Annotated in this window: 18 protein-coding genes; 7 read left to right on the top strand and 11 right to left on the bottom strand. The window is 71.3% G+C overall.

Annotated elements, in window-relative coordinates:
* Window positions 1-67: 67 nt before the first annotated feature.
* Entirely contained in the window at window positions 68-2284 is a 2217-nt protein-coding gene (locus tag ACZCAH_RS08205) for a catalase (protein WP_464340591.1), read from the bottom strand.
* A gap of 208 nt (window positions 2285-2492) precedes the next feature.
* Between ACZCAH_RS08205 and ACZCAH_RS08200 the strand changes: the two genes are divergently transcribed.
* On the top strand, window positions 2493-2930 hold the full coding sequence (locus ACZCAH_RS08200) for a hypothetical protein (RefSeq protein WP_464340590.1): 438 nt from the start codon (window positions 2493-2495) through the stop codon (window positions 2928-2930).
* Between the two features lie 212 nt (window positions 2931-3142).
* Here the strand turns inward: ACZCAH_RS08200 and ACZCAH_RS08195 are convergent, their stop codons facing one another.
* Both ACZCAH_RS08195 and ACZCAH_RS08190 read right to left on the bottom strand, forming a co-directional pair.
* Window positions 3143-5887 carry a transglycosylase domain-containing protein gene (locus ACZCAH_RS08195; protein WP_464340589.1) on the bottom strand — a complete coding sequence of 915 codons (2745 nt, stop codon included), beginning with the start codon at window positions 5885-5887 and terminating at the stop codon, window positions 3143-3145.
* A gap of 173 nt (window positions 5888-6060) precedes the next feature.
* Window positions 6061-7539, bottom strand: coding sequence for a CCA tRNA nucleotidyltransferase (locus ACZCAH_RS08190; protein WP_464340588.1), 1479 nt, complete (start codon window positions 7537-7539; stop codon window positions 6061-6063).
* A gap of 107 nt (window positions 7540-7646) precedes the next feature.
* Here ACZCAH_RS08190 and ACZCAH_RS08185 point away from each other — a divergent pair, with 107 nt between their 5' ends.
* The 6 genes from ACZCAH_RS08185 (at window position 7647) to ACZCAH_RS08160 (ending at window position 16914) form a co-directional block, all read left to right on the top strand.
* A complete protein-coding gene (locus ACZCAH_RS08185; protein ID WP_464340587.1) occupies window positions 7647-10121 on the top strand; it encodes a DUF6049 family protein in 2475 nt (824 codons plus the stop codon).
* Window positions 10118-11857, top strand: coding sequence for a murein biosynthesis integral membrane protein MurJ (gene murJ / locus ACZCAH_RS08180; RefSeq protein ID WP_464340586.1), 1740 nt, complete (start codon window positions 10118-10120; stop codon window positions 11855-11857). The genes ACZCAH_RS08185 and murJ overlap by 4 nt, the downstream gene beginning before the upstream one ends.
* Before the next feature lie 55 nt (window positions 11858-11912).
* Window positions 11913-14546 (top strand): hypothetical protein, encoded by a 2634-nt coding sequence (locus tag ACZCAH_RS08175; protein WP_464340585.1) that lies wholly within the window; start codon window positions 11913-11915, stop codon window positions 14544-14546.
* Window positions 14543-15100, top strand: a complete 558-nt coding sequence (locus tag ACZCAH_RS08170; RefSeq protein ID WP_464340584.1) for a hypothetical protein — start codon at window positions 14543-14545, stop codon at window positions 15098-15100. The genes ACZCAH_RS08175 and ACZCAH_RS08170 overlap by 4 nt, the downstream gene beginning before the upstream one ends.
* Window positions 15101-15209: 109 nt before the next feature.
* On the top strand, window positions 15210-16277 hold the full coding sequence (gene trxB, locus ACZCAH_RS08165) for a thioredoxin-disulfide reductase (protein WP_464340583.1): 1068 nt from the start codon (window positions 15210-15212) through the stop codon (window positions 16275-16277).
* Window positions 16278-16575: 298 nt separating this feature from the next.
* Window positions 16576-16914, top strand: a complete 339-nt coding sequence (locus tag ACZCAH_RS08160) for a hypothetical protein (protein ID WP_464340582.1) — start codon at window positions 16576-16578, stop codon at window positions 16912-16914.
* 3579 nt (window positions 16915-20493) lie between these two features.
* Here ACZCAH_RS08160 and ACZCAH_RS08155 read toward each other — a convergent pair.
* The 8 genes from ACZCAH_RS08155 to rpmH form a co-directional block, all read right to left on the bottom strand.
* Window positions 20494-22236, bottom strand: coding sequence for a ParB/RepB/Spo0J family partition protein (locus tag ACZCAH_RS08155; RefSeq protein WP_464340581.1), 1743 nt, complete (start codon window positions 22234-22236; stop codon window positions 20494-20496).
* A gap of 83 nt (window positions 22237-22319) precedes the next feature.
* The gene (locus ACZCAH_RS08150; protein WP_464340782.1) at window positions 22320-23201 is read right to left on the bottom strand and encodes a ParA family protein; all 882 of its coding nucleotides are present in this window, start codon (window positions 23199-23201) and stop codon (window positions 22320-22322) included.
* 34 nt (window positions 23202-23235) lie between these two features.
* Entirely contained in the window at window positions 23236-23901 is a 666-nt protein-coding gene (rsmG, locus tag ACZCAH_RS08145) for a 16S rRNA (guanine(527)-N(7))-methyltransferase RsmG (RefSeq protein WP_464340580.1), read from the bottom strand.
* 14 nt (window positions 23902-23915) lie between these two features.
* On the bottom strand, window positions 23916-24632 hold the full coding sequence (locus tag ACZCAH_RS08140; protein WP_464340579.1) for a Jag family protein: 717 nt from the start codon (window positions 24630-24632) through the stop codon (window positions 23916-23918).
* A gap of 94 nt (window positions 24633-24726) precedes the next feature.
* Window positions 24727-25827, bottom strand: a complete 1101-nt coding sequence (gene yidC / locus ACZCAH_RS08135) for a membrane protein insertase YidC (RefSeq protein ID WP_464340578.1) — start codon at window positions 25825-25827, stop codon at window positions 24727-24729.
* 37 nt (window positions 25828-25864) lie between these two features.
* Window positions 25865-26206, bottom strand: coding sequence for a membrane protein insertion efficiency factor YidD (gene yidD, locus ACZCAH_RS08130; protein ID WP_464340577.1), 342 nt, complete (start codon window positions 26204-26206; stop codon window positions 25865-25867).
* The gene (gene rnpA, locus ACZCAH_RS08125) at window positions 26203-26598 is read right to left on the bottom strand and encodes a ribonuclease P protein component (protein ID WP_464340576.1); all 396 of its coding nucleotides are present in this window, start codon (window positions 26596-26598) and stop codon (window positions 26203-26205) included. Before rnpA ends, yidD begins: the two co-directional genes overlap by 4 nt.
* Window positions 26599-26632: 34 nt before the next feature.
* The gene (rpmH, locus tag ACZCAH_RS08120; RefSeq protein WP_329745939.1) at window positions 26633-26770 is read right to left on the bottom strand and encodes a 50S ribosomal protein L34; all 138 of its coding nucleotides are present in this window, start codon (window positions 26768-26770) and stop codon (window positions 26633-26635) included.
* Between the last annotated feature and the right edge of the window lie 221 nt (window positions 26771-26991).

The following is a 26991-nucleotide window of genomic DNA, read 5'->3' as shown; positions in this document are numbered from 1 at the left end:
CGGACGACCAGCGCCGATGAGCGCTGCCCGGCCCGGGCCCCGCGGAGGGACGCGAGTCGCCGGGTGCTCAGGCCCCCGCCGGGAACCGCTCCCAGACGCGGTGGTTCCCGAGCAGGGCGATGATCTCGCCGAGCACGCTCTCGCCGTCCTCGCCGGCCACGAGCCCTGCGCCGCCGGGCGCGGTGCGCGCCTCGAGCGCCTCGCGGCCGGGGCCCCAGGCGCCGATCGCCTTCGCGTGGCGCCAGCACTCGTCGATCAGCTTGCCCACCCGCGGCTCGACCTCGCCGTTCCCGGGCGCGCCGGCCTTCGAGTCCACCGACGGGCGGGAGTTCGGGGCCAGGAGCGGGCTTCCGGCGAGCAGCAGGGCGTCCACCTCGACGGAGGCGGCGGTGCCGAGCGTGCGAGCCACCGGCACTCCGGCGACCTCGCCGCCGCGCGGCGCGATGACCAGCGGGGTCATCGAGGCGGCGACGATCGCCTCGTGCAGCTCCAGCAGGCCCGCGTTGTCCGCCTCGGGGTCGACGACGATGCCGATCTTCCTGCCGTCGACGGGCCAGCTGCCGCCGAGCTGGGACAGCGGTGCACTGGTTGCCGGCCCCTCGTCGGACCCGTCGGCCGGGACCGTCGGCTCCGGGGCGGGCAGGCCGAGGGCCGAAGCGACCCGCGCGCAGAGCTCGCCGTCGATGTTCGCCAGGCTCTGTAGCTGGCGCTCCTTAATCGTGTTCTCGTAGCACTTGGCGAGCTCGAAGGAGTACGCGTCGACGATGTGGTCCTTCTCGACCGGCGTCATGCTGCGCCAGAACAGGCGGGCCTGGCTGAAGTGGTCCTCGAAGGTGGCCGAGAGCTCCCGCTCCTTCACCCCCTCGGGCACCCGGACCGGCAGGTCCTCGAAGGCGCCGTCCATCTCGCCCGCCGTGAACGGGCAGCCCCCGTCCAGGGAGTTCGGCTGATAGGGCGCGACACCGGCGTGGTCGCCCTGCTGGCCGTAGCCGTCCCGGAGCATGTCGTTGACCGGGGCGTGCGCACGGTTGATCGGCAGCTGCGCGAAGTTCGGCCCGCCGAGCCGGGTGAGCTGGGTGTCGACGTAGGAGAACAGCCGCACCTGCAGCAGCGGGTCGTCGGTGACGTCGATGCCCGGCACCAGATGCCCGGGGTTGAAGGCGACCTGCTCGGTCTCGGCGAAGTAGTTGCTGGGGTTGCGGTCCAGGGTGAGACGGCCGATGGGCTGCACCGGCGCCAGCTCCTCGGGCACGAACTTCGTGGGGTCCAGCAGATCGATGCCCTCGAAGCTCTGCTCCTCGTTGTCGGGGAACACCTGGATCCCGAGCTCCCAGCTGGGGTGGGCGCCGGACTCGATCGCATCGGCGAGGTCGCGGCGATGGAAGTCCGGGTCGTTGCCGCCCAGGAGCTGCGCCTCCTCCCAGGTCAGCGAGTGCACGCCGAGCTGAGGCTTCCAATGGAACTTCACCAACGAGGTCTCCCCGGCAGCGTTCGCGAGCCGGAAGGTGTGGACCCCGAAGCCCTCCATCGTCCGGTAGGACCGCGGGATGCCGCGATCGCCCATGAACCACAGGGTGTGGTGCTGGGCCTCGGTGTGCAGGGAGACGAAGTCCCAGAAGGTGTCGTGCGCGCTCTGGGCCTGGGGGATCTCCCGATCGGGATGGGGCTTGGCGGCGTGGACGACGTCGGGGAACTTGATGCCGTCCTGGATGAAGAACACCGGGATGTTGTTGGCGACCAGGTCGAAGGTTCCCTCGTCGGTGTAGAACTTCGTGGCGAAGCCGCGCGTGTCCCGGGCGGTGTCCATCGAGCCGCGCGAGCCGACGACGGTGGAGAAGCGAGTGAACACCTCGGTGCGCTTCCCCTTGGCGAGGAATCCGGCCCGGCACACGGGCTCCGCGGTGCCGTACCCCTCGAAGACGCCATGGGCGGCGGCACCGCGGGCATGGACCACTCGTTCCGGGATCCGCTCGTGGTCGAAATGGGTGATCTTCTCGCGCAGGTGGTGGTCCTGCAGCAGCACGGGGCCGCGCCGGCCCGCCTTCAGCGAGTGGTCGGTGTCGCGTAGCCGCGCTCCCTGCGAGGTGGTCACGAAGGCACCCCGCTGGGCGTTCGTGCTGCGCTCCGGGCCCGGCTCGGCGCCGGTGGGCGTGCGCGGCTGCGCACCCTCCTGATCGGGCTTCGACGGGAGGGGCCCGTCCGGTGTGGTCGGCTCCTCGAGCTGGGGCGGGCGGCTGCCGGGCCGGCCGGGAGCGGGGGTGGGGGTATTTTTCACGGTGGTCATGACGTGCCTCCTCGAGGGATCGCGCGGGTCGTCTCTGACGCCGGTCACCGTAGGCCTCCCCGGTGGCGGACCGACAGGCTCGCGACCGTCCGCCCAGGGCACGGACCGGACCGATCGGTCCGGACCACCGGAACGATCGGTCCGGTCATGAGGACGCCGACCCGCCTCGCGCGTGCGGCGGCGGCGTCCGGCACGCTGAGTAGCGACCATGTCCGAACCGCCCGTCGAGGACCCCGGGATCAGCGGGATGGTGGCGACGAACGCCCCCTGGCGCACGGCTCCCCAGCTCTCCTCGGCACTGGCCGCCGCCTCCGCGGCAGGGGCGTTCGGCGTCTTCTACAACTCGATCTGGCAGATGTCCGCCGCGCTCTCGACGGGTCGGCTGCTGCTGATCGGGCTCCTGGCGATCACGCTCATGGTGCTGTGGCTACTGTTCAGCAACGGTCTCTGGGAGCGCCCACGTCACGCGGAGCCCTCCGAGGTGCTCGTGTACTACAACCTCTCGACCGTGCTAACGATCTTCCTCTGCGTGCTCACTCTCTTCCTGTCGCTGTTCGCGCTGATCCTCGCGGCCGGTCTGGTGTTGAGGCGCAGATCGTGCAGCGGCCGGTGGATCTGTCGAACTACGTGGGCATCGCGTGGCTGAGCGCCGCGATGGGGGTGGTCGCCGGCGGTCTCGACACGAGCTTCGACGAGTCGACGGACCTGCGAGGGCTCACCCACGGGAGGCGTGAGATGTCACGCCGCCCGCAGGACGAGGACGACCGCTGGGCCGCCCGCAGGGCGACCGGTGCAGCTCTCGGTTTTCCGCGGAGCGTCGCACCGCGCGGCCGCGGGTCAACCGGCCCGTCCGCACGATCAGTCGCCGCCGGTGGTGGTCTGCGCGGTCTCGCCCGCGGCATCCGTGTCGCCCTCGTCGCGCCCGGTCACGTCGCCGTTCCCGTTCCCGTTGCCGTTGCCGTTGCCGCCGCCCTGCCCCTGGCCCTGCGTGTCCGCGCCCTCGGTGGGCTGGGTCTCGCCGGGAGCGGTGGTCTGCTCGATCGGCTCCTCGGTCGTGGGCTCCTCGGTGGTGGGCTCCTCCGAGGGCTCCTCCGTGGTGGGCTCCTCGGTCGTCGGCTCCTCGGTCGTCGGCTCCTCGGTGGTCGGCTCCTCGGTGGTCGGCTCCTCCGACGGTTCCTCCGTCGGCTGCTGCGTGGCGGGCTCGCGCGGCGCCTGGGTGCTGCGGGAGCGCTTCTCGTTGTCGAGCGTGACCTCGTCGGCGAAGTCCAGCTTCTCCTGACCCTCCAGGGAGGTCGACATGATGTCGCCCCAGACCTGGGTCGGGAAGGTGCCGCCGGTGATGGAGTCCTCGCCGCCGAAGGCGGTCAGCGCCTCCTCGGAGGTGCCGTCGGCGGACGGCTGGAACATGCCCACCGCCGTGACCAGCTGCGGGGTGAAGCCTACGAACCACGCCGAGCGGAAGCTCTCCGACGTGCCGGTCTTGCCGGCCACGGGACGGCCGTCCATGACGTCCTTGAGGGAACGGGCCGAGCCCGAGGTGGGCGGACCCTGCAGGGCCACGGTCGCGTTGATCGCGACCTCCTCGTCGAGCGCCTGGGTCTCCGAGACCTCGTGCTCGTAGGCGGAGGACCCGTCGGGACGGGTGACCGACTGGACGATGTACGAGCCGCGGTGGACGCCGCCCGAGGCGATGGTCGCGTAGACCTCGCCCATCTCGAGCACCGTCGGGGAGGCGGAGCCGAGCACGTTCGAGGGCACCGGATCCAGGCCCGGGGTGTCCTCCGGCAAGCCCAGCGCGATCGCGGTCTCCTGCGTGCGCTCGGGCCCGATCTCGAGGTTGATCTCCGCGTAGGCGGTGTTGATCGAGCTGGTGGTCGCCTTCTCGAGGGTGACCCGGCCGTAGTCGACGTCGTTGAAGTTCTTCACCGTCCAGCCGCCGGGGACGTCGAAGGACTTCGGCGAGTTCCCGTCCCAGCGCGAGTCCAGCGGGTAGCCGTCCTCGAGGGCGGCGATGAGGGTGAAGGTCTTGAAGATCGAGCCGGCTTGCATCCGCGACTGGGTCGCGTCGTTGCGGGACTGGGTGACGTAGTCCTCGCCGCCGTACATGCCGCGGATCGCCCCGGTGGACGGGTCGATCGTGACGGTGCCGACGTGGTTGTTCTCGGGCCGGTCGTCCGGGAGGTTCTCGATCGCCTGGACGGTGTTCTGCTGGATCATCGGGTCGATCGTGGAGACGATCGTGAACCCGCCCGTGTTGATCTCGTCCTCGGTGAAGCCCTGCGCCACGAGCTCTTTGCGGACCTGGGCCAGCAGGTAGCCGTTGGTGCCGCCGAGCGAGTTCTCGTTCGCGGGGTCGATGGTCTCGGGGAACTGGAGGGCGTCGCCCTCGGCCGGGGTCATCTGCCCGAGGTTCACCTGGCGGGTGATCACGCGGTCCCACAGCTCAGTCGCCTTCTCCGGGTTCTCCGCCGGGTCGTAGGCCGACGGGGCGGGGATCACGGCGACCAGCAGCGCGGCCTCCGCGTCGGTCATCTCCGCGGCGGGCTTGCCGAAGTACGCCTGGGAGGCCTCCTCGACGCCGTAGGCACCGCGGCCGAAGTAGATGGTGTTGAGGTAGCGGGAGAGGATCTCGTCCTTGGACAGCTCCTCGTCGATCTTCAGCGCCATCACCATCTCGCGGACCTTGCCGACGTAGCTGGTGGTGGTGCCGGTGTAGTACCGCTCCACGTACTGCTGGGTGATGGTGGACCCGCCCTGGCGGGCTCCGCCGGAGAGGTTGTTGATCAGGGCGCGGGCGATGCCGCGCGGGGAGATGCCGCGGTTGTCGTAGAAGCTCGAGTCCTCGCTCGCGACGACCGCGTCCTTGACGTTCTGCGGGATCTCGTCGGAGGAGAGCTCGGTGCGGTTGATCTCGCTGAACTGGCCCATCTCGGTCTCGCCGTCGGCGAAGTACACCCGGGTGGTCTGTGCGAGGGCGAAGTCCGAGGGCTCGGGCACCTCGGTGTCGTTGTACAGCCACACGGAGAAGCCGACGCCCGCGATGACCAGCAGCGCGGCGAGGCCCGCGATCATGCGGAACGACGGGATCCAGCGCCAGGGGTTCTTCGCCCCGGCCCGGGGGTAGTTCAGGAAGTTGGTGGCACGGGCCTTGCGGGGCTTCCCGCCGGAGCGCTTCGCGGCGGCGGTCCCCGCGGCGGCCGAGCTCGCGGCTCCGGCCTTCGCACCCCCGCCGGTGGAGCGGGCGTGGCGCCGGGAGACCGAGGGGCCGCCGGCGGATCCGTCGGAGGAGCCCTTCGCGGCCCTGGCCGCCGAGCTCTTCGCGGCGGAGCTCTTCGCGGTCGCGGGCTTCGCCCCGGAGTCCTTCGCGGTGGCGCTCCGGGCGCCCTTCGCGCTCGCCCCCGCGCCTGCCGCGGCACCCGCCGCGGCGGCGCCGTCGGCGCGTCGGCCCGTGCGGCTGGTGCCGCGGGGCTCCTCGCTCGGCGAGCTGCCGGACGGCTTCGAGGACGACGAGGAACGCCGCACTCCGGCTGCGCGACGTGCGCCGCCGGTCTGCTTCCTGGCTCGATCCGACGAGCCGCGGGACGAGCGTCGAGAGTCGCTCACGGGCTGCTCCTAGTCCTTCGGGGGCACGGACGGGTGGCACCCCGCGAGGGGGCGCAGTCCCTCAGTATGGGCACGCCCCCCTCACGACGGAACGACCTGGCGTCGAAGCACACAGGGTGTGCACGTTCCATGCGGCGCCGCTCACAGCGATGCGACGCACCTCCACAGGACCCTCACGAGCCCGAGCGGGACTCCCACCAGGAGCGCAGCTCGGCCTCCGCCCGCTCGGCGCCCAGCGGCCCGTGCTCCATGCGCAGCTCGAGCAGGTGCTTGTACGCCTCGCCCACCTCGCGTCCCGGCGGCAGGTCCAGCAGGCGCATGATCTCGTTGCCGTCGAGATCGGGGCGGATCCGGTCGATCTCCTCCTGGGCGGCGAGCTCGTCGATGCGGGCCTCGAGCTCGTCATAGGCCCGCGAGAGCGCCCGGGCCTTGCGCCGGTTGCGGGTGGTGACGTCGGCGCGGGTGAGCCGGTGGAGGTGCTGGAGCAGGTCCCCGGCGTCGGTCACGTATCGGCGCACCGCCGAGTCGGTCCACGGCGCGTCGGCGTATCCGTGGAAGCGCAGGTGCAGCTCGACCAGACGGGCGACCCGCTTGGTGGTGTCCTTGTCGAAGGCGAGGGCCTTCATCCGCTGCACCGTCATCTTCGCGCCGACGGTCTCGTGGAAGCGGAAGCTCACCGCCCCGCCCGGCTCGAAGCGGCGCGTGGCGGGCTTGCCGATGTCGTGGAACAGGGCGGACAGCCGCAGCACCAGGTCGGGGCCCTCGCAGGGACCGCCCGAGCCGGCGGGGCTCTCGAGGTCGATCGCCTGGTCCAGGACCGTCAGCGAGTGCTCGTAGACGTCCTTGTGGTGGTGGTGCTCGTCGATCTCGAGCTGCAGGGCGGGCAGCTCGGGCAGCACGTGGGCGGCGAGCCCCAGCTCGGTGAGCAGCTCGAGACCGCCGCGGGGGTGGGCGCCGAGCATCAGCTTGACCAGTTCCTCGCGCACCCGCTCGGCGGAGACGATGGTGATCCGCTCGGCGAGCTCCTCGATCGCGTCGGCCGTGGAGTCCTCGATGCGGAAGCCGAGCTGCGCCACGAAGCGGACCGCGCGCATCATCCGCAGCGGATCGTCGGTGAAGGACTGCTGGGGGCCGACGGGGGTGCGCAGCAGGGTGCGGGAGAGGTCGGTGAGCCCGTCGAAGGGGTCGACGAGCTCGAGGGAGGGCAGGCGCACGGCCATCGCGTTGACCGTGAAGTCCCGCCGGGAGAGGTCGCCCTCGAGGGTGTCGCCGTACTCGACCTGCGGCTTGCGGGAGGTCGGGTCGTACGACTCGGTGCGGTAGGTGGTGATCTCGACGCGCACGCCGTGGCGGACGCCGCCGAGGGTGCCGAAGTCACGCCCCATGTCCCAGATCGCGCCGCCGTGGGTCCACTCGCGCAGGATCGCCTCGGTCTGCTCGGGACGGGCGGAGGTCGTGAAGTCGAGGTCCGCGCTCGAGCGGCCCAGGACCGCATCGCGCACCGGCCCGCCCACGAGGGCGAGCTCGTGCCCGGCCGCCTCGAATCGGCGCCCCAGCTCGTGGACCTCCTCGGGGAGGGCGGCGAACATGGACGCGGCGCGGGTGCGGGCGGTGGCGAGGCGCTGGGCGGACTCGTCGACGGGATCGGTCACGGGCGGTTCCTGTTCCGGGCCGGGGGCGGACGACACGGGGCGGCACGGTCCGTGGAGGTCTCGTGGCGCCCGGGGTTCCTACGGTAGCGGCCGCATACAGTGTCACCATGCCGTTGTCCCCGCCGTCCGTGCGCCCGGTGCTCGCGGCGCTGCTGACGGCACTCCTGCTTGCCTCATCGGTGCTGGCGGGCGCCGTCGCGACCCCCGCCACGGCCCTCGCGACCGGGTCGGCGGCCCTCACCACCGGGTCCGCGGCCGCCGCGACCGGCATCGGAGCCGCCGCGACCGGCGCGAGCCCGGCCCCGGCCGTCCCGCCCACGCCCGGCGAGGACGACCCCGTTGCGCTCGACCTGGTCGAGCTCTCGCCCACCTCCCTGGCCCCCGGCGGCACCGTGCAGGCGCAGGTCGAGGTGACCAACACCTCCTCGGAGCCGCTCGAAGCGGTCGAGCTCGAGCTGCGCACCCGCTCAGCCCGGGTCACCGACCGGGACCTGCTCGCGGAATGGCAGGCCGACACCTCGCCGGACACCACCGGCACCCCCCTCGCGACCTCCGCCGCGGTGCCGACCCTCGCCCCCGGGGAGTCCGCGACCCTCTCGGTGACTCTCTCCGCGGACGAGCTGGGCTTCTCCGCGGAGCCGTACTACTGGGGCACGCGCCGGGTGTCGCTGACCGTGGCCGCCGACGGGGAGGACCTCGTGGCCCTCCGCTCCTTCCTCGTGTGGCGACCGGACGGCGCCGAGGACTCCATCACCCAGTCGGTGCTGCTGCCGGTCTCCGCGGCCGACGCCTCCGCCGCGGTCACCGCCCCGGAGTCCTTCGCGACCTCAGTCGAGTCCGGGGAGCTCGCCGCGCTGCGGGAGCTCGCGCTGCGGCCCGACGTCGACTGGTGGCTGGATCCCGCCCTGCTGGATCCGCCGCAGGTCGCGCAGGGGGCTGACACCGCCGGCGGCGCCGACGGCCAGGCGACGGAGGAGGCCCCGCCGCCGGCGCCCCGCAGCTTCGCCCCCGACGTCCCCAGCGCCTCGCTCGCCGAGGCCCTCGCGGCCGGCGCCGGCGAGCGCACCGTGCTCGGCATGCCCTATGCGCGCGCCGACCTGGTGAGCCTGCAGGCCGCCGGCGACGAGTCCCTGACCGCCGCGGCGACTTCGGCCGCGGAACGGGTGTGGGCGGAGCAGGGCCTCGAGGAGCACGGCACCGTGCTCTCCCTCGCCGCGGAATCCGCGACCGGCCCGTCGCTCGGGGCGCTGCAGCAGGCCGGCGCCTCCGCCGCGCTGGTCCCCGCGAGCTCGCTGCGCACCGATCCGTCCTCCTCACTGACCCCGAGCTCCGTCGCCGCGGTGGATCTCGGCGACAGCTCCGGCTCGCCGCTGACCGTCCTCGCCCCGGACTCCCAGCTCTCCGCCGAGCTCGAGACCCTCACCGCCGACGGCGATGCGGAGCAGACTCGCCAGCGGATGCTCGCCGAGACCGCCACCATCGCCTCGGAGTTCACGGCGGCGCCGCGCCACCTGCTGATCTCCCCCGACCCCGAGGTCTCCCTGGACCCGGCCGCGACCGCGACGGTGCTCGACGCCCTCGGCGAGGCGCCGTGGATCACCGTCGGCCGCACCGACGCCCTGATCACCGCCGCCGAGCAGGAGACCTGGACCCAGGACGCCCAGGACGGGTCCGGCGGGCTCTATGCGCTCGGCGACCTCCCGGCGGAGTCGGTCCACCCCTCCGCCCCCGACGCCGAGGGGCGCTGGGAGCACCAGGAGGAGGCGGTCGACCAGGAGCTGCTGACCACCGGGACCCTCGACGAGCTCTCCGCCGCGTGGGAGGAACTCGACGTGCTCGCGGCCGTGATGGAGGACGACACCTCGCTCGAGGCCGCGCGCCTCGAGGTGCTCGCCGCCACCTCGGAGCGCTGGCGCGGCCACCCGGAGGTCTCCGCCGAACGCGCCGCCGGGGCGCGCGCCGCCGCCGCGGAGCTCCGCGCCGGGATCCACCTGGACCCCGCCTCCGGCTACAACCTGATCTCCGACTCGGCCGGCGTCCCCATCACGATCGTCAACGAGCTCGACACCCCCATCACGGTCCGTGCCGAGGTCTCCTCCGACACACCGATCGTGCAGGTGGAGGAGCAGCCGACGGTGACCGTCCCCGCCCGCGGGCAGATCGACACGACGGTGCCCGTCGAGGCGATCGCCAACGGCACCGTCACCCTCACCACCCGTCTCACCACCGAGGACGGCCGGGCGCTCACCGAGTCGACAGAGGTGCCGCTCACGGTCAACCCCGCGTGGGAGAACTGGACCACCCTCGTGCTGGTCATCGCGATGGGCGTGCTCGTGGTGGTGGGCATCGCCCGGGCCCGTCGCGTCGGCGCCTCGACCCGCGCCCCCGCGGTGCACGTGCCCGAGGATCCGGAGGAGCTCGCCCGGACGGGACGCTCCACCCCCGCGGTGGATCCGGGATCGCCGCCCGACGCCGGTCCCGATCCGGACCCCGACCCCGATCCCGATCCCGATCCCGTCCAGGACACCGCGCCCGACGACCCGACGCCCCGCCCCGACGACCGCCCCGAGGAGACCCGATGAGCCGCGAGCTGCGCACCCGCCACATCCCGCGCCACCGCCGCCAGGGCGGCGTCTCCAGCCGCTCCCGCCTGCTGCAGGCGAGCGTCCTCATGGCCTCCGGCTCGGTCGTCTCCCGGCTGCTGGGCTTCGTCCGCAACTTCCTCTTCGGCATGGTGCTGGCCGGCTCCATGTCCGGCGCGGCGAACGCCTTCAGCGCCGCGAACACCCTGCCCAACACGGTGTGGCTGCTCGTCGGCGGCGGCACGCTGAACGCGATCCTGGTCCCCGCGATCGTGCGGGCGATCAAGCGTCCGGACCGCGGCAGCGACTACATCTCCCGCCTCATGACCCTCGTGGTCACGGTCGTCGCCGCGATCACCGTGGTGTGCATCGTCGCGGTGCCGCTGCTGATCACCCTGACCAGCGGCGTGCTGCCCCCCGAGACCTATGCGCTCGCGGTGCAGCTGGGCTACTGGATGATGCCGCAGATCCTCTTCTCGGCCCTCTACGTCATGTGCGGCCAGCTGCTGAACGCGCACGACAACTTCGGGCCCTACCAGTGGGCGCCGGTGCTCAACAACGTGGTGGGGATCATCGGCGCCGCGATCTTCTTCGGCATGTGGGGCACCGTCGGCTCCCCGGACCAGTGGACGCTGCAGATGATCGTGGCGATGGCCGCGATCAACGTCGGCGGCTCCGCGGCGCAGGTGCTCTTCCTCTTCTGGCACATCCGCACCCTGGACCTGCACCTGCGGCCCCGCTGGGGCTTCCGCGGCCTGGGCCTCGGCAAGCTCAGCCGGATCGGCCTCTGGTCCCTCGCCATGCTGTGCCTGGGCCAGCTGGGCATCTGGGCGACGCGCTGGTCCACGGGCGGGGCCGTCGAGATGACGGAGCGGTTCCAGGACCAGCCGGACCTCGCCGCCCAGTACCCGGCGCTGCTCACCATCGAGTGGGCCTATCTGGCGTTCATGCTCCCGCAGGGGATCATCGGCGTCACCCTGGTCACCGCCGCCTTCCCGGCGATCTCCCGGCATGCGGCCGACGGCGAGCACACCCGGGCACTGATCCAGTATGGGGAGACCTCCCGCCTGCTCGCGGTGCCGATGATGCTGTGCACCGCGGTGTTCGTGGCGCTCTCGGGACCGATCATGTGGGTGATCGGCGGCGGCACCGGGGAGATCGGCGCCCGCGCCAACGGCGCCGTGCTGGTCGCCTACATCCTGGGCCTCATGCCCTTCGCGGCGCAGTACCTCGTCAAGCGGTACTTCTTCGCCTACGAGGACGCCCGCACCCCCTTCCTCACCCAGATCCCGATCGCCGTGATCTCGCTGGTCACGATGCCGCTGATCCTGTGGTTCGTGGATCCGAAGTGGGCGGCGGCGGCCGCGGCGTCGACCTCGAGCCTCGGCAACCTCGTCGCCTGGGGGATGGGGTCGTGGATGCTCCGCCGACGGGCGACGGCCCTCGGGGCGACGGCGCCGAGCTGGCGCGCCGGCGCGGTGGGGCTCGCGAAGCTCGGCGCCGCCGCGGCCGTCGCGTGGGCGGTCGGCAGCGGCCTGGTGCTCCTGCTCGGGGACCTGCTGTGGGTCCACCGCCTGCTCGCGGTGCTGCTCGGCGCCGTGATCGGCGTGGTGATGACCGCGGTGTTCGCCGCGCTCGCGTGGCTGCTGGGCGTGCACGAGGTGCGGGCGCTGGTCCGCCACGGTCAGCGGCTGCTGGGGAGGATCCTGCGACGGGGCCGCACGGCGACCTCGTAGCATGGGATCCGCTCGTGACGGGCAGGAGCCCGCAGGACGAGGAGAAGGACGGTCCGTGAACTCGAACTCGAACCAGGACGCGCTCGCGGCGCGCTGGACGCTGGAGGGGACGATCCCTCTGCGCGGTGTCGCCGACGGCGCGTCATGGCATCGCGCCCGCACGGTCGCCACCGGCGAGGGCGTCACGCTCTTCGTCGTGCGCGGAGCCGCAGCCCTCGAAGCGGCCGACGCGGTCCGCCGCGCCTATCTCGTCGAGGACCCGCACCTGATGCCCGTCCGCGAGATCGTGGTGCTGGACGACCCGCGCGAGGCAGGGACCGCGACCGGGGCGGACGAGCCGATCACGGTCGTCGAGTACCCGCTGCCGTCCGCACCGCCGCTCGCCGCCCTGCTGAGCGGCGGACCGCTGCATCCGGAGACCGCCCGCTCGATCATCGGCGAGGCGGCGACGGGGCTCGAGGTCGCGCGGCGTCGGGGTGTCCGCCACCAGTTCCTGGATTCCAACCGCCTGTTCGTGGACACCGCCGCGGGGACCGTGACAGTGCTCGGCATCGGGGTGGAGGCCGCCGCCCACGAGGGGCTGGACCGCTCGCGCGAGCTCGCCTCCTTCCAGGACACGGCGGCGCTGGTGGCGCTGCTGTACCGGGCGCTGACCGGGAAGGCGCCGCAGCAGGGGGCCGACGGGGACGTCCCCCGGCCGTCGACCCTCGTGGACACCGAGATCCCGCAGGACCTCGACCTGCTGTGCGATCTGGTGCTGAACGAGTCCGGGGAGGAGATCCCCGAGACCACCCGCTCGCTGATCGCGGCCCTCGAGCCGTGGCAGTCGATCCCGGTGACGCTCGAGGCCTACCCGAGCGCCGTCGCGTCGGGCCCGAGGCCGGAGCCCGCGACCGCCCCGGTGCCGGTCGCGGCGGAGCCGGAGGCGGTTCCCGACGACGCGGCGACCGTCGTACGCCCCGCCCCGGCATCGTCCGAGGCGCCGCAGGGCACTTCCGACGGGGCCACGGTCGACGAGGACACCATCGCGCGTCCGGCCTCCGCCCGCGCGAGCGCCCCCGTCGACGACAGCCTCGACGAGGACACCGTCGTGCGTCCCACCGTCGGCGCGGCCGTGCCCTTCGGCGCCGCCGGTGCCGTCGTCCCGCCGGTCGCCCCGCCCGCCGCCGTGCCGTCGGCGGACCCGTCGGCCGCCGTGCCCGGAGTTGACGCGGTCGAAGGCCCCGCGGCCGAAGGCCCCGCGGCCGACGCCCCCCGCAGCGCCACCGCGTCGTCCGCCGAGACCGCCTCCCGAGCGCGCGAGCTGGTGCAGGACCTGCACCTGGACCGCAAGCGGGACGGCAGCGCCTTCCCCGGTCATCTCGAGATCACCCGCCCCCAGCCGGTGGTCCCCGCCGGCGACACCGCGGATCCCGCGCAGGCGACGGATGCCGCGCAGGCGATCCCGACCGGTGCCGCCGGCGCCGCGGGAATCGCCGCCGCGGGAGCCGCGGGGATGGCTGCCGCCGGTGCGGCCGTCGGCCCCGATGCGGTGCCCGGACGGAGCTCGGATCTCCCCGCCCGCACCTCGGGCACGCACTGGCCCGGGGCCACCGGCTCCCGGGATGCGGGATCCCGGCAGGCGGGATCCAGTGCCCCGGCAGCCGCGGCGAGCGCTTCGCCCCTCGCGCCTCTCGCCCCGTCGGCCACGGAAGCCGCTGCCATCGCGCCGGCCGCGGCCGATCAGGGCCTCGAGACCGCCGCGCTGCCGCCCACCGCGATGACCGCGGCCGATCCGCACGACGCCTCCGATGTCCCGCACGCGGCGCCCGCCGCGGACGACACGGCGCCGCAGGCCGTCACGGATCCCTCCGCACCCACCCCGCCCGAGGGGCCGATCGTGATCCGCGGCCGCGAGCGGTCGCCGCTCGACGAGCCGGTCGAGACGACCGTGCCGATGAGCCGCAGCTCGCTCCTGCGCGACGTCGTCGCCGTGGCCGTCGACCAGGACGGCGGGGACTCCTACGTCTACGGCCACTACCCGGCCGAGCAGCGCTCGCGGCAGGCGCAGTGGATCATCATCGGCGCGATCCTGCTGGTCATCGTCGCGATGGTGGTCGCGCTGACCTCGGTGACGGCGGGACTGCGCGACCGCATGGCGAACCCGCTGAACACCTCCCCGGTCGCCTCGGAGACCGCAGCGCCCGAGGAGACCGACGAGGCGCCCGTCGAACCGACGGCGGAGGACACGGCCGAGCCGACGCTCCCCGCACCCCAGCTCGCCGGGGTCGAGCTGTTCGAGGTCGGCCACGACGGCGATCCCGACAACGCCGACCAGCGGGACCGGATCACCGACGGCGACCCGGGCACGTACTGGTCCACGCAGCACTACGCGAGCCCCGACTACGGCGGCCTCAAGGAGGGCGTCGGCCTCTACGTCGACCTCGCGGAGCCGTCGCGTCTGACCGCCGTCACCGTCACCACCGCGCGGAACACCGGCGGCGTCATCGAGCTGCGGGCCGTGAACGACGACGGCACCCTCGGCGACGTCCTCGCGACGGGGGCCCTCGCCGGTGACGGCCAAGTGCGCCTCCAGCCCGATGAACCGATCGACGTGCAGCGCGTCGCGATCTGGCTGCCCGAGCTGCCGCCGGACAGCAACGAGTCCGGTCGCTTCCGCGCCCGCATCGCGGAGATCGCCGTCGAATGACCCCGCGCCCGACGCATCGCACGACCCGGCGCCACAGCGGCGAGGGTCTGCAGCGCTCCACGGTGCTGGACATCCCCCTGCCGATGGTGATCGTCGCGCTCGTCGCGACCGCCGCGCTCGGCCTCCAGCTCGCGGTCGCCCTCGAGCAGTCGACCTCCGGTGGTGGGCGCTCGGTCACATCCGTGGACGCCTCGGGCGCGTCCGGGATGAACTCGGCGGGTCTTCCCGTTGTCACGGAGACGGGCATCGGCCCGGAGGTGCAGCGCCTGATCGACAGCGGCGTGATGCAGCCGCCCACGAGCTTCGACGCGGGGCTGTGCCTCACCGAGCAGGGGATCGGCGATTCGATCCTGATCATGGAGGAGGTGGCATGGAGCGCCGACGGGACCCGCGCCTGGCTCCTGGTCCACGGCCCCGTGGACCGCGAGACGCTGCGCGCCAACGGAGGCACCGTCTCGGCGACCGTCGTCCTGCCCAGCTGTGGGACGCAGGACGGCGCCGACCCCTCGACCACCCGTCTGTGGACCGGGGATGTCATGATCGGCTCGCTCTGAGCTCCCGCCCGCACCGCACACCGCCGTCCCCGCCCCGCCCTTCACCCCGCCCCGCACCCCGTCCGGCCCCGTCCCGGACCGCACCGACCTCCACGGAAGGATTCCTCCCATGACCCAGCCGATCCAGGCCCTCAACATCCTCGGCACCTCCGCGGCTCCCGCGCCGACCGCCGCCCCCGCAGCGGACCCCGCGGAGGGACCCGTGCACGAGGTCGTCATCGTCGGCTCGGGCCCCGCGGGTTACACCGCCGCGATCTACACCGCGCGCGCAGAGATGAAGCCGATCGTCATCGCCGGGGCGCTCGATGCCGGCGGCGCCCTGATGACCACCACCGACGTGGAGAACTTCCCCGGCTTCCCCGCCGGGATCCAGGGCCCCGAGCTGATGGCCGCGATGCAGGAGCAGGCCGAGCGTTTCGGCGCCGAGATCGTGTACGACGACGCCGTCGACCTGCAGCTCGAGGGCGACGTCAAGACCATCACCCTCGACGACGGCACCGTGTACCGCGCCCGCACCGTCATCCTCTCGACCGGCTCCGCGTATAAGGAGCTGGGCGTGACCGGCGAGAAGGAGCTCTCCGGCAAGGGCGTCTCCTGGTGCGCGACCTGCGACGGGTTCTTCTTCAAGGACCAGGACATCGTGGTGGTCGGCGGCGGGGACTCCGCGGTCGAGGAAGCCACCTTCCTCACCCGTTTCGGGAAGACCGTCACCCTCGTGCACCGCCGCGGCGAGCTGCGCGCCTCCAAGATCATGGCCCGCCGCGCCGAAGCCGATCCGAAGCTGTCCTTCGCGTGGAACAGCGAGATCGTGTCGATCAACGGCACCGACAAGGTCGAGTCCGTGACCCTGCGCGACACCGAGACCGGCGTCGAGCGCGCGCTCGCCACCGGCGCCGTCTTCGAGGCGATCGGCCACCTGCCGCGCACGGACCTGCTGCGCGGCAAGCTCGAGCTGGACGACCAGGGCTACATCGTCTGCCAGGGGCGCTCCACCTACACCTCCGTCCCCGGGGTGTTCGCGGCGGGCGACGTCGTGGACCACACCTACCGCCAGGCGATCACCGCTGCCGGCAGCGGCTGCCAGGCGGCGCTGGACGCCGAGCGCTGGCTCGCCGACCAGGACGCCGCCGCGAGCGAGAGCAACGCTCCTGCCGCCGCCGAGAGCGTCGTCGGCTGACCACCCTGCTGGTGAGTACAGCACGCCCGAACAGGGACGGCGCGTGAGGGCGGCCCGCCCGCTGCGGTCCGAAAACCCCGGGGACGAGGTCATGTCGTCGGGACCCTCGGTCGCGCCAGCCCCTCACGCCGGACGTGGCGGGGACGCAGGGCGCCTTGCGGGCGCCGGGCATGCCGTAGTGCTCGTGTGGGCACCGTGGGCGGCCCCGTCCCGTCCGGCTCCGACCGTCCTGCGGGAGCTCGCTCGCCGCTGGGGTCCGACGGTCACGACGCTGGTCCTCGAGGACCCCGCTCCAGAGGTGCTCGATCTCCTCGGCGTCGAGCTGATGCCGACCTGGCTCGCGCTGGTCCCTGCTGCGGCCCCGGGGGAGGGCACCGGACGCAAGGCGGCCGACGAGATCGCGCCGGCCTCCGAAGACGGGGCTTCTGACGAAACCCCCAAAGAGGCCGACGGTCATGCTGCGCCAGCCATGCCGGAATCCACGATCCGCGATCTGAGCGGAACAGGCGTCAACGGCGAAACGGCCGGCCTGCCCGGGATCTGGAGGATCGTTCGGCGCAGAGCCGGCGCTCTGCCGAAGCATTTCGTCGACGAAGAGTTCGGTCCGAGCGCGGTCCGCGGGCAACGCGCGGACTGAACGATCATCGGCCGACGGGCACGACCGTCCTCGAGAACGGTCGACGGCGCTCCGGGTACGAGTCGGTGCTCAACGAAACTCGAGGGCTCTCCGCGGCGGTCACTCGGAGTCCTGTCAAGCTGTCTGCAACCGCCTAGCGTGACGTGCAGAGATGAGTTGTCCCCAGCGTCTTCCACATCGTTATCCACACCCCCGAGCAGCTCTCTCCACAGAGTTATCCACAGTCAGATGTGGACAACTGCCCTGGACACATCAGACGCCTCTGAGTGACACATATGTCTCTGACCTGCAGGTTCACTCTCATGGCGGGCGCTCAGTGCTGAGCCCCTTCCTGTCATGCCGGAAAAATGTCGGGACGATCCCGCTCGGCACGCGTGCGATGTCCACAACGTTACGCACACTGTGCATAACGCGACGCGACCACCACCGCGGGCTGCGTCGCAACGCCCGGGTCGGGTGCTTCCGATCTCTTCGACGACGCCACGAGCAGCCTCGGGGACGTCCCTCCTGGTGCGTGTCACCGGATCTCGTCTTCACGGCGAACGGCGGCAAGCTCCACGTGACCGGCCGTTCCGATCGGCCGAGATGTCGCGTCGAGCAAGACGGGTTCCACGTGGTCCAGAGACCTCGAGAATCCGACTCGCGTGCAGGCCACCTCGGGCCGCTTGGGGGAACGCGCCGGCAGCTGGACACCTGCCGTTCACCGACGATGTGGGCGAAATCGCGTTCCGCGTGAAACCGCATGACAGAACCACGTAGCCGGACGATCGTGAGGTGGGACCGTGCTGTCTGGAGGGAGCTCGCCTCGGTGAAAAGATTGAGTTCATACGCGGACCTGGCCTGTTGACCACTCCCTCCGGTAGTCCCGCAGCTGGTCATGTCGCCCGAACTAGTATCGGTGGCGGACGATGCCGTGTCAGTTGTGAACCTCGCTGCGCCTCGCGCTGCGCCTCGGGCATCAGAGTCCAGTCCTCGCCTATGACGTGAGTTTCCCGTGAAACAACGTCCCCGCTCGCTACACGCGATGCCACCTCGGGCGGAGCTGACGGGCCCCACCGACTGCCTTCATCAGCTGGACGAGAGACCCTCGGCCCTCGACCCATGATTCACGTGAAACACACTCCTCTACCGTCGCGATCGGTCGAAACCCAGACAGAAGCACCCGACTCCGCTGCGGATAGCTCCCGAGACCATCGCGCCTCCGCGGATGCCACCTCCCCTAGGGGACACCGGTTTGATAGAGGATGCCGATGAGGTAGGTGATGAGGAACTGCGCGAGGGTGGACGACTCAACTCGGCGTCAGTTCGTCGTGTTTCCCGTGAAACGGCTCTACTTCTTCTACTGGACTGCGGGAATCGCTCTCCCTCGGCTCCGTCGGCACCGCACCAGGATTCATAGAAACCAGACGTCAAGTCCACCGCAACTCCGCCTGAAGTAATGTCACGTTTCCCGTGAAACAGGACTGCCGAAGAGCGCATTCATCATGTCTTGCCGCATGCGTCCTGCCCCGTGGCCGCTACGCGTGCCCCTCCCGGGCGAGATCGACCATGCCCAACCACTGTGGCAGCTAATTCATCAGCGCTCATCCCTCTCACAATCGCCCCAACCCTGCCGCAGATGGGGACGGGACTCCACCTCTGCATTCGAGGCGTGATCGAAGCTCCCTGGAGACTGCGGCAGCCCTCGCGAAGACGGACGCCACACCGGTCCACCATGTGCATGCGTCGCGGTTTCACGAGAAACCTGGCACTCCCATGGGCGCGGCTAGATCGAAACTGAAGACGCTGACCTACGGCAGAGGGGACCACTCATGACCTGCGGTGAAAGCCGCGGGGCCCTCGCCGATTAGCCCTCAGTCGACAAAGCCCCGAGTTCCACGTGAAACTCCGCCTCCCACGGAGCGGCCGGCCCGAGCGACACCAGCGCGCACCGGCGGGCGGCCCAGCACATGCACTCAACATGTCTCTTCCATGACCCAGCATTGCCATCGAAGGTTTTGCACGACGGCCGGGAGCCCCCTGCGCCCCAGCCGCTCGACTCAGCCAGCGGCGCAGACGCCCACCCGCGTTTCACGGGGAACCTCCGTCTTGTCTGCGCTGTCCCAATTGCGCTGACGCTCCACGAGGGCTCTGCCACGTCATGGAGGTTTCCCGTGAAACGGTGAGTTCAGTTCCCCCGGGGGCTCTCTGCTCCTTGCGCGTACCCATCCATGACACAAGACGTCGTCGCACACGGCCAACGCACACGGGCCCGTCTTTCATGCGTCCCGAGAGGAGGCGCCGACCGGCCAAAAGCCGAGTGGCCGACAGCAGTTTAACGGGAAACGGCCTCTGGAAGTGAGTAGATTCTCCCCACGCATCCGCTGCGACGTACAGGCACCTCCTGCCACAGCACTGCCTCAGGAGGAGGAAGGCAAACAACGAAGCGGTCTCCGCGCACCGATCAGAACCGCTGACGATCCCCTGCAGCACCCCGCCACGGGACGAAACACGTCGAGAACCCTCGCGATGACCTGCAGTTCTCTGCATTATGCGCACCGCATGAAGCCCCAGCTAATCCGACCCACGATCCCCTCCGGCACCCCTCGCCATAGGAAAGCGCCGGCACCACCAGGACTGGTTTCCCGTGGAACGCGCCATTCGGTGAACCGCCAACCCTCACCGTTTGGCACCGACACGGGGGAGGCGGCAGACATGGTGGTGCCGACGACAGAACGAGGGCGACCAGCTCCCTGCGAATTAATGACCCCCTAGCCTTCGAGCCCCGACGTCGGTTTCGCGTGAAACGGCCATCGAGAGCATCAGCCAATATCTGTGTGCCTGCTCGAGGCGCGCATCGTGCCTGACGGCACGAACTCGCCACAACACCGAGCATGCTGACCTGATTCACGGGGAACGGCGCCGAGCGACGCGAAGACGGGGCCAGGACGACATCTGGTTGATCGCTCACGACACCGTCCATGCACCGTCCGCTGCACCGAGACCGCCGGTGGTCGCGAGCTCACCGCATCGCGAACAACCACGCGCGTCGTCTCAAGATGATCCCGACAGGGACCGTCCACAGTTGTGGATACGTCGGTGGAGAAGCTCTCGTGAAGCGCTTTGACCAGGGAAGAGACCGGTTGATCCACAGTGTGCACAACTCTGTGCACCAGCTGCCCGCGGAGTGCCGGAGAAGCCGTAGGGACAAAACAGTGGCATGAACTGACACCCATCCCCTCAATGTCATATCCCATATGATGAGAGCTCGCCTGCCCCCTCCGCCGACGAGCTGCAGCGCGGAACCATCGTCCGGGCTAAGTACTTGGCGATCCGACAGAGTCGGTTCGAGAAGGGAGGACCGACCCTCGACAGGACAAGTGAGCGACAGCGCGTCGAGGCCTCACATCCCGAGGACCATCGCACCCTTACGGGCATATCCGGCACCGACACTGGCTGCAGAACGTCGCGCTGCCGTACAGCAGGAGGCTCTGGCGCCGAGGGTCGCTCGGGAACCCACGGAGAGGGCGTCAGTCGCAGGCCGAGCCGCTCTCGTCGCGACCGTCAGCTGCGGGCTGAGCCCCTTCATCGGGAGGGGGATCAGACGCCCGCGGTGCCCGTCTCGGGGAGGGGCAGATCCAGTCCCATGGTCTCCACGAGACGCTCGAGGTCCTCGAGGTTCGTGAACTCGAGGGTGATCTTGCCCTTGCGCTTGCCGACGTCGATGCGCACCTGGGTCTCGAGCCGGTTCGAGAGCCGACTGGTGAGGTCCACGACGTGCGGGTCGTACGTGCTGCGCCGGATGGTGCGGGTCGCGGTCTGCTCGCCGCCCCGCGCCACGAGGCGCTCCACGGCGCGCACCGAGAGACCCTCGGTGACGATGCGCTGGGCGAGCTCCTCCATGAGGGAGGGGTTGTCGAGAGAGAGGAGGGCGCGGGCGTGCCCGGCGCTCAGGGCGCCGCTCGCGAGCCGTCGCTGCACGAGGGCGGGCAGACGCAGCAGGCGCAGAGTGTTGGTGATCTGCGGGCGCGAGCGTCCGATGCGCTCTCCCAGCTCGTCCTGGGTGCAGCCGAAGTCCTCGAGGAGCTGCTGATAGGCGTTGGCCTCTTCGAGGGGGTTCAGCTGCGAGCGGTGGAGGTTCTCCAGCAGGGCGTCGCGCAGCAGGTCGTCATCGCTGGTCTCGCGGATGATCGCAGGGATCGAGGTGAGGCCCGCGCGGCGGGCAGCGCGCCAGCGCCGCTCGCCCATGACCAGCTCGAAGGACTCCCCGTCCTCCGTGACCGAGATCGGGCGGACCACGACCGGCTGGAGGACACCGACCTCGCGGAGCGAGTACGCCAGCTCGTCGAGCTCGTCGTCATCGAACATGGTGCGCGGGTTGCGCGGGTTCTCCCGGATCTCATGGATCGGGATCTCGGCGAACTCCGCACCGGGGACGCTCACGAGCTCCTGGCGCACCGGCTCCCCATCGTGCGGGGCCTCGGAGCGCTCCTCCGACGCGGGAGCCGACTCTTCGGAGGTCGACACTCCGGCCGCCGGCACTTCTGCCGCAGCCGAGTCCAACGTCTCGGAGACCGTCGGCTCCTCGGAGGACTGTTCAGACGACGGCGCAGCCTCGCCGGAGGGTTCCCGGGAGTCTCGAGCCGGGGTGTACACGACCTCTTCGACGTCGACGACGGGGCTGTCCTCGCCCGTCACGGCCGGACCTGCTGAGGGCTTCTCGGCAGAGGCCTTCGCGGGTGCTGCGGACCGCGTGGAAGAGCGCTTGGTTCCCGATGCGGAAGGGGTGGACGCCGACGAATCCTTTTCCGGCTTCGTCTCAGCGGGCTTCGTCGCGACCGCCTTCTTCGTGCTCCCGCTGCGGGTCGTCGTCGACCCGGCCGTCGCGGAGCTCTTCGCGGTCGAGGTACGGCCGGCGGACGACTTCCGCGTGGACGTCTTCTTCGTGGGGGTCTTCGTCGTCGGCGCCTCGGCAGTGGTCGCCGGGGCCGCGGTCTCCGCGCCGCCCTCCCCGTCGGCCGCAGCCTTCGCAGAGGAACCGGACCGAGCACCGGCCCCGCGGGCCGTCGTGCCGCGACCGCGCCGGGCGGCCGCGGCCTTGGCCATCTCGCCCGCCAGGTCCTGGGACCGACCCCGTTCGCGCTGGGGTCGCTCCTCCTCGGAGGTGACCTTCTCACCGGAGAAGAACATGTCCACCGGGCGGGGGGAGCTGGACCGCTCGGGCTCCTCGGTGGTCGGTCGCACACGGGTGCGCAGCTCGCCCTCGGGCGCCGGAGCGGGCGTCGATCCCGCACCCGGGATCAGGGCGCCGAGCCCTCGTCCGAGTCCTCGCTTCTGCGTCATGGCCGTGTCCTTCCGGAGGTCGTGTGGTGTCGGGGATGAGCGTGAGGGGCGCGGCGACGGCGCCGGCCCGGTGATGCTCGAGGTCAGGGAACGGGGCGGGTGGTGAGCTCGTGGGCGGCGGCCCGATAGGCCAGGGCGCCGCTCGAGCCCGGATCGTAGGTGAGCACCGTCTGTCCGTAGCTCGGAGCCTCGGAGATGCGGACCGAGCGCGGGATCGTCGTCTCGAGCGTCTGCTCGGGGAAATGATCGCGCACATCCTGCGCCACCTGGGCGGCGAGCCGGGTACGGGCGTCGTACATCGTGAGCATGATCGAGGAGACCACGAGATCCGGGTTGAGGTGCTGGCGGATCAGCTCGATGTTGTTCAGCAGCAGGCTGAGTCCCTCGAGCGCGTAGTACTCGGCCTGGATCGGGATGAGCACCTCGCGCGCTGCGACCAGGGCGTTCACCGTCAGCAGGCCGAGCGAGGGCGGGCAGTCGATGAGCACGTAGTCCAGCCGCGGCAACCCCTCCTCCGCCCGGTGGGCGAGGTGGTCGCGGATCGCGTTGCGCAGTCGGTTCTCGCGGGCGACGAGGGAGACCAGCTCGATCTCGGCGCCGGAGAGGTTGATGGTCGCGGGGGCGCAGTGCAGCCGCTCCATTTCCGGCACCGGCTGGACGACGTCGCTGATCGGCGCGGACTCGACCAGCACCTCGTACATGCTGGGCACCTCCGCGTGGTGCTCGATGCCGAGCGCGGTGGAGGTGTTGCCCTGCGGGTCGGCGTCGATGACCAGCACCTCGAGCCCGCCCATGGACAGGGCCGCGGCGAGGTTCACGGTGGTCGAGGTCTTGCCGACCCCGCCCTTCTGGTTCGCGATCGTGATGATGCGGGTCTCCGCGGGTGCGGTGAACTCGAGCCCCTCGAGCTTCCGCCGACGGTCGTGGTCGCGCTTGAGCTCGCGCATCAGCGGGGTGTCGTCCATCGTCCCGCCTCCCGGGGAGGTCCCCTCGCGCTGCTCAGCCACGTGCCTCTCCCTTCTTGGTCGCTTCCACCCGGCGACGCACTTGGACCACTGTAGTGGGAACCTCGACCTCGCCCACCCCGTAGCGGTCGATGCGCGGATCGACACCGCCGAGCTTCCGCAGCGTCTTCTGCGCCGCCTCGATCTCCTCGGCCGCCGAGCCGCCCTTCAGCGCGAGAAGGCTCCCGCCGTCGGCCACGAGGGGCAGCGACCAGCGGGCGAGCTTGTCCAGCGCCGCGACGGCACGGGCCGTGACGACCTCGAAGGTGCGCCGCCCGTGCAGCTCCTCGGCCCGGGCGCGCACCACGTCGAGGCCGAGGCCCAGCTCGGCGTCGACCTCCTCGAGCCAGGTGGTGCGCCGCTGCATCGTCTCGATCAGGGTCACCGACAGCTCGGGCCGCGCGATGGCGATGACCACCCCGGGGAGCCCGGCGCCGGAGCCGATGTCGGCGAGGGTGGAGGTCCCCTCCCCGACGGCATCGGTCAGCAGGGCGCAGTTGACCACGTGCCGCCCCCAGAGCCGCTCGACCTCGCGCGGTCCGATGAGACCGCGCTCGGGCCCCTGCTCGGCGAGCAGGTCGGTGTACCGCTCGGCGAGCTCGAGGCGGTCGCCGAACAGCCGCTCGGCCGTCGGGCGCAGCGTGTCGGGGAGGGGAAGCACCGGCACCGGGGACCTCAGCTCGCCGGGTAGATCACGACGTGACGGTTCTTGCCGTCGCCGTCGGACTCGGAGCGGAGGCCCGCGCGCTTGGCGACGTCGTGGACGACCTTGCGCTCGAAGGGGTTCATGGCGCGCAGTGGGACCGGGGCACCCGTCTCCTTCGCCTCGGCGATCGCGGTCTCGGCGAGACCCTCGAGACCGTCCTTGTGTTCGGCGCGGAAGCCGCCGATGTCGAGCATGAGCCGCGAGCGGCTGCCGGTGCGGGTCTGGACCGCGAGCCGGGCCAGCTCCTGCAGGGCGTCGAGCAGCTCGCCCTTGGGCCGGTTCAGCTCCGCGAGACGGTCCGCGCCGCGGATCTCGACGGAGGCACGGTCGCCGTCCACATCGATGTCGATGTCCCCGTCGAGGTCGGCGATGTCCAACAGCTCCTCGAGGTAGTCCGCGGCGATGTCGCCCTCCTCCTCGAGACGGCGCACACGCTCCTCCGCGGTCTCGCCGGCGGCGCCCGACTCATCGTCGGCCTCCTCCTCGGGATCGGCATCGGCCGACGGGGCGTCGGCCGCGGGGGCGGTCTCGTCGGGAGCGGTCTCGTCAGGAGCGGACTCCACGGCGGCGGCCTGCTCGTCCGCGGCCTGCTCCTCGGTGGCCTGTTCGGCGGCGGTCAGCTCGGTCTCCGCTCCCTCGGGGGAAGCGACGGTCTCGGGGGCGTTCTCGGGGGCGTTCTCGGTCATTCGGGGTCCTCCGGGCGGGTGGGGAGATCCACGGATCTCCGATCGGGGAAAGGGTGCGGGCCCGGGAGCGTCGATGCTCCCGGGCCGGCGGGGGTCAGCGGTTGCGCTTGTTCTTCGAGCGCTTCTGCTCGGGCTTGGTGGTCACGCCGGGCACCTCGCCCGCGGCCTCCTGGGCCTTGCGGCGCTCCTCGGCGGCCTGAGCGCGGGCGGCGCGGGCCTGCTCGAGCTTCTCCTGGTCCGAGAGCTTCTTGCCGCCCTTGTTCTTGGAGGTGGGCTGGACGCGGAGGTTCCGCTCGGGCTCGGGATCCGGCTCGACGACCTTCTTGGGCGGCGTGAAGTCCAGCGGCTCGAGGCCCTTCCTCGCGCGCTTGGCATTGATCCGCTCGTGGCGGGCCTTCTCGGCGTCGGACCCGGGGGTCGGGGTCGCGCGGATGACGATGTACTGCTGGCCGAAGGTCCACACGTTGGTGGTGAGCCAGTAGATGAGCACACCGATCGGCATGCCCGGTCCCGTGATCACGTAGATGAACGGGAGCATGTACAGCATCATCTTCTGCGTGCTGGCCATGGGGCCCTCGAGGGCCGCCTTGGGCATGTTCTTCATGGTCAGCTCGCGCTGCGTGAAGAAGGTGACCGCACACATCGCGGCGATGATGACGCCCGAGACGATGCGGGTCGTGATGTCACCGGCGCCGGGGCTGAGGAAGGAGTCGGCGATGGTGACGTTGCCGATGATCGTCGAGCTGCTCGCGGACTGCGCGAGATCGGTGGTCAGCGGGCCGAAGGGTTCACCGGCCGCCGCCTGCGGCAGCTTGTTGAAGAGCACGCGGAAGAGGCCGAAGAAGATCGGCATCTGCAGCAGGATCGGCAGGCAGGAGGAGAACGGGCTCGCGCCGGCCTCCCGATAGATGGCCATGGTCTCCTCGGCCATCTTCTGCCGGGACTCCTGGTCCGTCTTGCCCTTGTACTTCTTCTGCACGGCCTGCAGCTCGGGCGAGACCATCTGCATCGCCCGGGAAGCGCGGATCTGGCGCACGAACAGCGGGATGATCAGCGTGCGGACCACCACGGTGAGGCCCACGATCGACAGCACCCAGGTGATCCCGGAGTCCGCCTCCATGAAGACGGACAGCAGTCTGTGGAACTGGACCATGAGCCATGCGACGGCCCATTCGATCGGATACAGGGGGTTCATCGGCCTGGTCTTCCTGCCGCACGGATGCGCATGTCGTTCATGCGAGGTGACGGCTCTGGTCGGGGGTCTCGGACAAGGGTAGGCCCTGCCCGGCTGGGTGCCGGAGTCGGCGTGGATTGGTCCACATGCCGGGGGCGGGCACGGGGTCGGGCCCTCCCCGGGTGAGGGGGTTGCAGCGCAGGATCCTCCAGGTGGTCAGGAGGGTCCCCTTGAGCGCACCATGCACGCGCAGGGCGTCCATGCCGTACTGCGAGCAGACGGGGTCGTACCGGCAGGCCGGCGGCGTGTATGGCGAGAGGCCGTACTGGTACGCGTGCACCAGCAGGCGAAGGCCCCGACGGGGCAGGCGCAGGATGGCGCCGACGGGTCCACCGCTCATCGCCGATCCTCGCTCCGCTGCTCGGAGGAGCGGGGCTCCAGCGAGCGGGCGAGCTTGCGGGAGGCGGCGCCGAGCGCCCCGTCGACCTCGGCCTCGAGCTCGGCGAAGGGCAGCTCCGCGATGCCCGGGAGCGTGCGCACCACGATCGCCGCGTCGGCCGGCAGCTCGTCGAGCCGGGGCCGCACGATCTCGCGCAGCCGACGGCTGACGCGGTTGCGGATCACGGCGTTGCCGACCTTCTTGGACACGACGAATCCCACGCGGGGTGCCCCCGTCCCCTGCGGCAGCAGGGAGAGGTGCACGACCACGTGGGATCGGGCGCTGCGCACGCCACCTCGGGTGACGGCGCGGAACTCGTCGCCGGTGCGGAGCCGGTGACGGGACCAGGTCACGGGGCGTCCGTGCCGGTCACGTCCCGCCGAGACCTCAGGCCGAGAGCTCGGAGCGGCCCTTGGCGCGACGGGCGTTCAGGATGGCGCGGCCGGCGCGGGTGCGCATGCGGGCGCGGAAGCCATGCTTCTTGGCGCGACGGCGGTTGTTCGGCTGGAAGGTGCGCTTGGTCATCGGTTCTCCTCGGTCGTGGGCGCGGGATGCGACCCTCGAAGTGGTCTGGTCGTCTGCTGCACGAACGGATAGTCCGGGCGCACCCGCCGGGGCGGGGCGGCTGCCGAAGGACCGATCCGACACCGGAGTGGATCCGCAGTGGACCCGGGGACCGTGATCGGGACGGCGCGCAGCGCTGACTGCACGATTTTAGGGGCGACCCCCCGGAGGGTCAACGCTCG

The organism is Brachybacterium sp. B718/18 (genome assembly GCF_055454375.1).
The sequence above is the reverse complement of the archived record's forward strand: the minus strand, read 5'-3'. Positions and strand labels throughout refer to the sequence as shown.

Excerpts from the sequence above, each read along its gene's own strand:
- ACZCAH_RS08205 (WP_464340591.1), bottom strand. The coding sequence starts at position 2,284 with ATGACCACCGTGAAAAATACCCCCACCCCCGCTCCCGGCCGGCCCGGC.
- ACZCAH_RS08200 (WP_464340590.1), top strand. The coding sequence starts at position 2,493 with ATGTCCGAACCGCCCGTCGAGGACCCCGGGATCAGCGGGATGGTGGCG.
- ACZCAH_RS08185 (WP_464340587.1), top strand. The coding sequence starts at position 7,647 with ATGCCGTTGTCCCCGCCGTCCGTGCGCCCGGTGCTCGCGGCGCTGCTG.
- murJ (WP_464340586.1), top strand. The coding sequence starts at position 10,118 with ATGAGCCGCGAGCTGCGCACCCGCCACATCCCGCGCCACCGCCGCCAG.
- ACZCAH_RS08170 (WP_464340584.1), top strand. The coding sequence starts at position 14,543 with ATGACCCCGCGCCCGACGCATCGCACGACCCGGCGCCACAGCGGCGAG.
- trxB (WP_464340583.1), top strand. The coding sequence starts at position 15,210 with ATGACCCAGCCGATCCAGGCCCTCAACATCCTCGGCACCTCCGCGGCT.
- ACZCAH_RS08155 (WP_464340581.1), bottom strand. The coding sequence starts at position 22,236 with ATGACGCAGAAGCGAGGACTCGGACGAGGGCTCGGCGCCCTGATCCCG.
- ACZCAH_RS08150 (WP_464340782.1), bottom strand. The coding sequence starts at position 23,201 with ATGGACGACACCCCGCTGATGCGCGAGCTCAAGCGCGACCACGACCGT.
- ACZCAH_RS08140 (WP_464340579.1), bottom strand. The coding sequence starts at position 24,632 with ATGACCGAGAACGCCCCCGAGAACGCCCCCGAGACCGTCGCTTCCCCC.
- yidC (WP_464340578.1), bottom strand. The coding sequence starts at position 25,827 with ATGAACCCCCTGTATCCGATCGAATGGGCCGTCGCATGGCTCATGGTC.
- yidD (WP_464340577.1), bottom strand. The coding sequence starts at position 26,206 with ATGAGCGGTGGACCCGTCGGCGCCATCCTGCGCCTGCCCCGTCGGGGC.
- rpmH (WP_329745939.1), bottom strand. The coding sequence starts at position 26,770 with ATGACCAAGCGCACCTTCCAGCCGAACAACCGCCGTCGCGCCAAGAAG.